This is a genomic window from Arsenicicoccus sp. UBA6765 (assembly GCF_002453335.1).
GTDB lineage: Bacteria > Actinomycetota > Actinomycetes > Actinomycetales > Dermatophilaceae > Arsenicicoccus > Arsenicicoccus bolidensis.
This window is the reverse complement of record NZ_DKGR01000037.1, coordinates 1-7,964: the sequence shown is the minus strand read 5'-3', so window position 1 is coordinate 7,964 and position 7,964 is coordinate 1. Positions and strand designations below refer to the sequence as shown.

The window sequence follows — 7,964 nt, the reverse complement described above, 5'->3', positions numbered from 1 at the left end:
GCCTACTTCGCCCGCAAGTACGACGAGATGTGGGCGGCGTCCGAGCTGCTCTATCACCGCGTGCTGCAGACCGGCCTGTCCGCCAAGGAGGCCACCGAGGACCTCGCCAAGCTGCGCGAGCACATCGGTGAGGCCAACGTCGTCGGCGACCTGCCCGGCCTGGACGCCAAGGTCGAGTCCATCGCCACCGCCATCGAGGCGCGCCGTCAGGTGGAGGCGACCGAGCGCGCCGCCGCCCGCGACCAGGCCCGCACCGAGCGCGAGGCGATCGTCGCCGAGGCCGAGAAGATCGCGGCCCAGGACCCCGCCAAGACGCAGTGGAAGGCGAGCGGCGCCCGCATCCGCGAGCTCCTCGACGACTGGAAGAAGCACCAGCGGTCGTCGGTCAAGCTCGACCGCGAGTCCGAGAACTCCCTGTGGCAGCGCTTCAGCACGGCCCGCAACTCCTTCGACAAGGCCCGCCGGGTCTACTTCGCCGAGCTGGAGTCCACCCAGTCCGAGGCCAAGGCCGCCAAGGAGAAGCTCGTCGCCGAGGCCGAGAAGCTCTCGGCCAGCAAGGAGTGGGGCCAGACCGCGGGCGCCTTCAAGCGCCTGATGGACCAGTGGCGCAAGGCCGGTCGCGCCGGGCGCAAGGAGGACGACGAGCTGTGGGGCCGCTTCAAGGCCGCCCAGGACGCGTTCTTCAACGCCAAGGACGAGGTCTCGGCCGAGGAGGACAAGGAGTTCCGCGCCAACCTCGAGGTCAAGGAGGGTCTGCTCGAGCAGGCCCGGGCGCTGCTGCCGATCAAGGACCTCAACGCCGCCAAGTCCGCGCTGCGCACCATCCAGGACAAGTGGGACGCCGCCGGCAAGGTCCCCCGCTCCGAGATGGGCCGCATCGAGGGCGAGCTGCGCAAGGTCGAGCAGACCGTGCGTGACGCCGAGGACGCGAAGTGGAAGAAGTCGAACCCGGAGGTCAACCACCGGGCGTCGGCCTTCGCCGAGCAGATCGAGAAGGCGCTGGAGAAGGAGAACAAGGCCCTCGACAAGGCCAGGGCCTCCGGCGACGAGAAGAAGATCAAGGCCGCCGAGGAGTCCCTCGCCTCCCGTCGGGCCCTGCTCGAGATGGTCCACAAGGCCCAGGCCTGACCTACCTCAGGTAGGCACATCTCAGTGTGAGTCTGGACAGTGCCGCCTTGCGGTGGTTGGGTCCAACACGTCATGGGGGATGGCTCGTAGGCGCATTGCTGCCCTGGGATCTGGGGTCTAGCTATTTGGCGGTTGTGCCGAACCTGTGACGTGTTGGACCGGCCAGCTTGACTTGATAGGAGCGTGGCATCGCCCCGACTGAGAAGTGTCAGCTGACCGGCCCAGCCTCCTTGTTGATCACGGATCAGGTGAAGGAGACGACCCCATGGTTGTCGTTGGTACTGATGTTCACAAGCACAACCACACGTTCGTCGCGGTCGACCCGGTAGGCCGCGAGCTGGGCCAGCTCACGGTCAAGGCCGTCAGCAGCGGTCACGCGCGGGCCGTCGCGTGGGCCCGCGAGCAGTTCGGCACCGAGCTGGTCTGGGCGATCGAGGACGTGCGGAACCTGTCCGCTCGCCTGGAACGCGATCTGCTCGCGGCGGGCCAGCACGTGGTGCGGGTGCCCACCAAGATGATGGCTGCGGCTCGCGCCGCGGCTCGCACCCGCGGCAAGTCCGACCCGATCGACGCGGCTGCTGTGGCGCGGGCCTACCTGCACGATCCCGACCTGCCCGTCGCGTCTCACGACGACGTCTCCCGACAGGCCAAGCTGCTCACTGATCGACGAGACGCGTTGGTGGTCAACCGGACTCGTCTGACCAACTCACTACGGAACCGAGTCCACGAGATGGACCCCGACCGGGAGCCAGGCCCCCGCAAGCTCACCGCGCTCAAGCACCAGGAACACCTGCGCCAGTGGTTGTCCACCCAGCCCGGGGTGCTGGCCCAGATCGCCCTGGACGAGCTGGACGACATCATCGCCTGCACCCGCAAGATCAAGGCCTACGACAAGCAGATCCGCGACCTGGCCCGCCAGCACGCCCCCGCCCTGCTGGACATCGTCGGGTGCGGCGACCTCAGCGCGGTCAAGCTGCTGGGCGAGTCCGCCGGCGCGCTGCGGTTCAAGAGCGAAGCCGCGTTCGCCCGCCACGGCGGCATCGCCCCGATCCCGGTCTGGTCCGGCGCCGACAACAACAAGAAGGTCCGCCTCAGCCGCAGCGGCAACCGTCAGATCAACGCCGCGTTCCACCGCATCGCCATCACCCAGATCCGCGACAAGAACAGCCAGGGCCACGCCTACTACGCCAAGCAACGAGCCGCCGGCAAGGGCAAGGCCGACGCCCTACGACGACTCAAGCGCCACCTGTGCAGGATCACCTTCCGGGCCCTGACCACCGACCACGAACGCCGCCAACCCACCCCCACCACCGCGCTACAGACGGCCGCTTGACATAGGAGCAATCGCCCGACTTCGCACGCCACGGGGATGTGACGAAGCCCGGCCGACGTGTCGAGGTCAGGCTGATCCGGCCAGGGGCCCGCACCCGCGAGGGGGCGGGCCCCTCGGCATACGGGCACTGCTGGATCGTGGATCGAGGCCCGACCCCCGGCGTGATCCACCGATCGGTGGAGGATCGGTGTGGCCACCCGGTCGATGCCGCCGGGGTGGGTCCGCGAGCACGCTGGGGACATGTCCCTCATCCACGTCTCGTCCCTCACCAAGTCGTATGACGCCCGACCGGTCGTCCGCGGCGTCGACCTCGACGTGGAGGCCGGCGAGATCGTCGGCATCCTCGGCCCCAACGGCGCCGGCAAGTCGACCCTGGTGGAGTGCATCGGCGGTCTGCGCCGCCGCGACTCCGGCACGGTCCGCGTCGACGGGCTTGACCCCGACGACGACCCGCCCGCGCTGCGCGCCATCCTCGGCATGCAGCTGCAGGAGGCTCGCCTGCCCAAGAAGACGACGCCCCGCGAGGTCCTCGACCTCTACCGCTCCTTCTATCCCGCCCCTCGGGACACCGACGAGCTGCTCGCACGCTTCGGTCTCTCGGTCCAGGCGGACCAGCGCTTCGAGCGCCTCTCGGGCGGCCAGCAGCAGCGGCTGTCGGTGGCCCTCGCCCTGGTCGGCAACCCGCGCATCGCCATCCTCGACGAGCTGACCACCGGTCTGGACCCGGCCGCGCGCCGCGAGATCTGGGCCTTCCTCGCCGAGCTGCGGCGCGACGGCGTCACGATCCTGCTGGTCACCCACTTCATGGAGGAGGCGCAGCACCTCTGCGACCGCGTCGCGATCCTCGACGGCGGCCGGGTCACGGCCTTCGACTCCCCCGACGCGCTCGCGAGCGCAGCCGGCGGCGTCCAGCGCATCCGGTTCACCCCGTCGCGGCCGCTCGGAGGGCAGGAGACCGCCCGGCTGCTCGACCTGCCCGACGTCACCGACCTGACGGTCGACGGCGACCGCGTCACCGTCACGGGCGGCGAGGACGCGGTCGGCGCCCTCGTGACCCACCTCGCGGCGATCGGGGTCAGCGCGCGCGGGCTCCGCGTCGAGGCGCCCAACCTGGACGACGCCTACCTGTCCCTCACCACCCCGCGCCGATCCGAGGACCAGCGATGACCTCCACGCCCTCCACGCCCTCCACGCCCTCCACGCCCTCCACGCCCTCCACGCCGTCCGCCCCGTCCAGCACCGCCACCCCCGCGAGGGTCGCCCCGCCACCCCGCCGGTCGGCGCTCGGGGCCATGACCGCCAACGAGTCCCGTCTGCTGCTGCGCGAGCCTGGGCTGGTGATCTGGGCCGTGCTCATCCCCGTGGTCGCCGACGTCGTCCTGGCTCTCGTGCCCGCCACCCGCGCCGCGTCCGCGGACCTCGGCGGCTGGAGCTTCTCCCAGGTCTACCTGCCGGTGCTCGTGCTGTTCACGGCCAGCCTGCTCACGGTCCAGGGCATGCCCACGATCCTGGCGCAGTACCGCACCGACGGCGTGCTCAAGCGCCTCCGCACGACCCCGGTCTCCCCCGCCGTGCTGCTGGGCGCGGTGATGATCTCACTCGGCGCGGTGACCCTGGTCGTGGCCGTCGCGATGGTGGCGATCCCGACCGTCCTGGGCAACCCACCGCCCGGCAACGTCCTGGCGTTCGCGCTCGTCACCGTGCTGTCCCTCGGCGCGTTCCTGTCCATCGGCGGTCTCGTCAGCGCGCTCGCCACCAACCCCCGCATGGCCACCGGGGTGGGCACGGTCCTCACCTTCGTCCTGTGGTTCTTCGCGGGGATGTGGGTGCCGCGCTCGGTGTTCCCCGAGCTGCTCGCACGGATCGCGGACCTCACGCCGAGCGGCGCCGCCTCCGGGGCGATGCTGGACGCCTTGCACGGCTCGTGGCCCTCGCTCGCGCAGCTCGCGGTGCTCCTCGCCTGGACGGTCGTGCCCGCCGCGGTGGCCGCCCGCGCGTTCCGGTGGGAGTGATCACGCGGGCGGGGCGGCATACGGCCGGAGGGAGGATGATGGCGAGCATGGCCAGCACGATCGGCGTCGCCGCAGCACCCGCATCGCTGCCCCAGGCGGGCGGCGCCTCGCGCAGGCTCCCCCAGCTGGTGCCCGTCGGTCTCGTGCTCGCCGCCACCGCGCTCTGCCTGGGGACGCGGGACCTCTTCACCCCCGACCTGTCGGCGTGGGCCTATGCCGGGATCGCCTTGGCGCTGCTCGTCTTTCGCGGGTGGTGGGAGCGCTGGGGCGCGCACGGCAGGGTGTCCGGGACGTTGGGTTTCGTCCTGCACTCGCTGGCCTGCCTGGCCCTGTGCGCGCTGCACCCGCTCTACGGCTTCTACGCCTTCGTGGGCTACTTCGACGCCGTCCGCGTCTTTCGCTGGCCCGTCCTGTGGCTGGGCATCCTCGCCGTCGCCACCGCCACCGGACTGTCCCAGGCGGGGGGCGTGCACGGCGTGTGGGCGGTGCCCTGGCTGTATGTCCTGATCGTCCTGATCAACGCGGGGCTCTCGGGGACGATGATCGCCGTCGAGCACCGCCGTGAGGAGGCCGTGACGCGGCGGGAGGAGGCGATCCGGCTCCTCGAGACCGCCCAGCGCGAGAATGCCGCCCTGCAGGCGCAGCTCGTCGCCCAGGCCCGCGAGTCGGGGATCCTCGAGGAGCGGGCGCGCCTGTCGCGCGAGATCCACGACACCGTCGCGCAGGGCCTGCTCGGTGTCATCACCCAGCTCGAGGCCGTCGACGTCGCCGACCCGTCGACGCAGGCCCGCATCGATCGGGCCGGCCGAGCCGCTCGCGAGAGCCTCGCCGAGGCCCGCCGGGCCGTCGTCGCGCTCGCGTCCCCGCACCTCGACGGCGCGGACCTGCCGACCGCCCTGCACGGCCTGGTGCGCCGGTGGGGCGAGAGCGCGGACGTCGCCGCCACGATGGTCGTCGAGGGCCCGCCCGGCCCGAGCCCGCACGACGCGGAGCTGGTGCGCATCGCGCAGGAGGCGCTGTCCAACGTCGCGCGCCACGGCGACGCACGGCGGGCGACGCTCACCCTGACCTTCACGCCCGAGGAGGTGCGGCTGGACGTGCGCGACGACGGCCGGGGGTTCCTGGTGGCGGACCCCGGCGACGCCGGCCCCAGGGCCACCGGCCCAACCGACACCGATCCCACCCGCCCGGTCGACCCCGTGGGCTCCCACGCCCACCGCGGGCACGGCATCGCGGGCATGCGCGCGCGCCTCGAGCGGTGCGGTGGCTCCTTCGCCGTCGAGAGCGCCCCCGGTCGCGGGTGCGTGGTGAGCGCGGCGGTGCCCCGATGAGGCCCGATCACGACCCCAGCAGCCCTGCCTGTGCCGGCTCCCCCGACCGATCCTGCGCGCTGTCGGTGGTCGTCGTGGACGACCACCCCGTGGTCCGCGACGGGCTGCGCGGGATGTTCGAGCGCGAGCCCGACGTCGAGGTGGTCGGGGAGGCGGCCAGCGGCCCGGAGGCGCTCGCGGTCGTCGCGTCGCTCACCCAGGCGGGCCGCGCCCCCGACGTCGTGCTCATGGACCTTCGTATGCCGCTCGGTGACGGCATCACGGCGATCCGCGAGCTGCGGGCGCTCGATCCGGCCCGCCCCCGCATCCTCGTGCTCACGACCTACGACACCGACCGGGACGTCGTGACGGCCATGTCCGCCGGCGCCGACGGCTACCTCCTCAAGGACACCCGCCGGGCCGACCTGGTCCGCGCGATCGTCGACCTGTGCGCCGGCCGCACCGCGCTCGCCCCCGGGGCGCTGGACGCGCTCACCGGACGCCGCTCCGGCGCCGCCACCGAGCTGACCACGCGCGAGCTGGAGGTGCTGCGGGTCATCGCCCGGGGAGGCACCAACGGCAGCGCGGCCGAGCACCTGCTGGTGAGCGAGGCGACGGTCAAGACGCACCTGCTGCACGCCTACGCCAAGCTCGGGGTCGGCGACCGCGCGGCCGCGGTGCGGGTCGCCTACGAACGAGGTCTGCTGTAACCGAGACCACAGCGCACGATCCTCGAACAACTTGTTCTAGTTGCTCTAGAACAACTATGGTTGAGGGGTGCTGATCACCATCGACCCCGAGTCGACCGAGCCGCTCTACGGACAGCTCGTGTCGCAGGTCCGCGGCGCCATCCTCCGCGGTGACGTCGGGCCCGGCGACAAGCTCCCGAGCGCCCGCGACCTCGCCTCGAGCCTGGGGATCAACATGCACACCGTGCTCCGGGCCTACACCACGCTGCGCGACGAGGGCGCCATCGAGCTGCGTCGTGGCCGGGGCGCCGTGGTCACCGCCAAGGGCCTGCACACGGCCGAGCTCGAGCAGTCCGCACGACACCTGCTCGACGTGGGCCGCCGCCACGGCGTCACCCTCGCCCAGCTCCACACGCTCCTCGACCAGGAGGCCTCGTCATGACCAGCCGCACTGCCCGCCCCGGCCGCACGACCCCCGCCAGGCGTCGCGCCCTGGCGGTCTGCCTCGTCCCGGTGGTCGGCTGCCTCGCCGCGCTGGGCGCCCTGCTCGCCTTGTGGTGGCCCCGGCTGCCGGACCGCATGGCCTCGCACTTCACGCTGGCCGGCGTGCCGGACCAGGTCGGCGCCACCGGGACCCAGGTCGCCGGCTTCTGCGGCGCGCTCGTGGCGGTGGCGGTCGTCGGCGCCGTCGTGCTCACCCGCGCCCGGCCCGGCACGAGCGCCAAGGGGCTCGTGGCCGGCCTCGTCGCGGTCGAGGTCGTCCTGTCCACGGTGTTCGCCCTGGTCCTGCACGCCCACCTCGACCTCACCGACCCGTATGCAGCCCGCCTGCCCCTCCCGCCGGCCGCCGCAGCGGTGGCGCTGGGACTGCTCGCGGGGTGGCTCGCCGCCAAGGCCTGTCCGGAGGATCCCCCCGCCCCGGCGCCCCAGGCCCCACGCCTGCGGCAGGAGCTGGCGCCAGGCACCCGCGCCGTCTGGATCTCCCGCACGGGGCAGGCGCGCTGGTTGAGCGTGCTCGTGGCGTCGACCTTCGTCGTGACCCTCGGACTCGCCGTCCTGGACGGCGACCGGACCGTCGCGTGGGTGCCGGTCCTGATCGGGGTGATCGCGCTCGCCTTCACGGGCTTCCGCGTCACCGTCGACCAGCAGGGCCTGCGCTGGCGGGGCCGCCTCGGCCTCCCCCGCGGCCACGTCCCCCTCGAGGACATCGCCTCCGCCGAGGTCGTGCAGGTCGACCCGTCCCACTACGGCGGCTGGGGCTATCGCCTCTCCCCCGTGCACGGAACGGCCCTCGTGACCCGCGGCGGATCGGCGCTGCGCGTCACCCGCCGCGACGGCCGGCGGTTCACGATCACCGTCGACGACGCCGGGACCGGCGCCGCCCTGCTCGAGGCCCTCTCGCACCGCGCCTGACCACCCACGCCACACCACCACCCCACCCTTCCCGGCGCGTGACGCACCAGCGCATTATCGGCTCTTCTGACGCTTCCGT

General features: G+C 72.5%; 8 protein-coding genes. All 8 read left to right on the top strand.

The features are described 5' to 3' along the window. Nucleotides 1-1,128, top strand: a 1,128-nt coding sequence (locus tag B4K29_RS10370) for a DUF349 domain-containing protein (protein WP_286967249.1), incomplete at its 5' end; no start/stop codon positions are given. Between the two features lie 265 nt (nt 1,129-1,393). Further along, the gene (locus tag B4K29_RS10365) at nt 1,394-2,461 is read left to right on the top strand and encodes an IS110 family transposase (protein ID WP_313666931.1); all 1,068 of its coding nucleotides are present in this window, start codon (nt 1,394-1,396) and stop codon (nt 2,459-2,461) included. 240 nt (nt 2,462-2,701) lie between these two features. Further along, nucleotides 2,702-3,628, top strand: coding sequence for an ABC transporter ATP-binding protein (locus B4K29_RS10360; protein WP_286967248.1), 927 nt, complete (start codon nt 2,702-2,704; stop codon nt 3,626-3,628). Beyond that, nucleotides 3,625-4,473 (top strand): ABC transporter permease, encoded by an 849-nt coding sequence (locus B4K29_RS10355; RefSeq protein WP_286967247.1) that lies wholly within the window; start codon nt 3,625-3,627, stop codon nt 4,471-4,473. Before B4K29_RS10360 ends, B4K29_RS10355 begins: the two co-directional genes overlap by 4 nt. 47 nt (nt 4,474-4,520) lie before the next feature. Continuing rightward, entirely contained in the window at nt 4,521-5,804 is a 1,284-nt protein-coding gene (locus B4K29_RS10350) for a sensor histidine kinase (RefSeq protein WP_286967246.1), read from the top strand. Nucleotides 5,805-5,878: 74 nt separating this feature from the next. Then, on the top strand, nt 5,879-6,493 hold the full coding sequence (locus B4K29_RS10345) for a response regulator (RefSeq protein ID WP_286967245.1): 615 nt from the start codon (nt 5,879-5,881) through the stop codon (nt 6,491-6,493). A 67-nt stretch (nt 6,494-6,560) separates the two neighbouring features. After that, nucleotides 6,561-6,914, top strand: a complete 354-nt coding sequence (locus tag B4K29_RS10340; RefSeq protein WP_286967244.1) for a GntR family transcriptional regulator — start codon at nt 6,561-6,563, stop codon at nt 6,912-6,914. Further along, nucleotides 6,911-7,885, top strand: a complete 975-nt coding sequence (locus B4K29_RS10335) for a DUF1648 domain-containing protein (RefSeq protein WP_286967242.1) — start codon at nt 6,911-6,913, stop codon at nt 7,883-7,885. Before B4K29_RS10340 ends, B4K29_RS10335 begins: the two co-directional genes overlap by 4 nt. The last annotated feature ends 79 nt before the right edge of the window (nt 7,886-7,964 follow it).

Excerpts from the sequence above, each read along its gene's own strand:
- B4K29_RS10365 (WP_313666931.1), top strand. The coding sequence starts at position 1,394 with ATGGTTGTCGTTGGTACTGATGTTCACAAGCACAACCACACGTTCGTC.
- B4K29_RS10360 (WP_286967248.1), top strand. The coding sequence starts at position 2,702 with ATGTCCCTCATCCACGTCTCGTCCCTCACCAAGTCGTATGACGCCCGA.
- B4K29_RS10355 (WP_286967247.1), top strand. The coding sequence starts at position 3,625 with ATGACCTCCACGCCCTCCACGCCCTCCACGCCCTCCACGCCCTCCACG.
- B4K29_RS10350 (WP_286967246.1), top strand. The coding sequence starts at position 4,521 with ATGGCCAGCACGATCGGCGTCGCCGCAGCACCCGCATCGCTGCCCCAG.
- B4K29_RS10335 (WP_286967242.1), top strand. The coding sequence starts at position 6,911 with ATGACCAGCCGCACTGCCCGCCCCGGCCGCACGACCCCCGCCAGGCGT.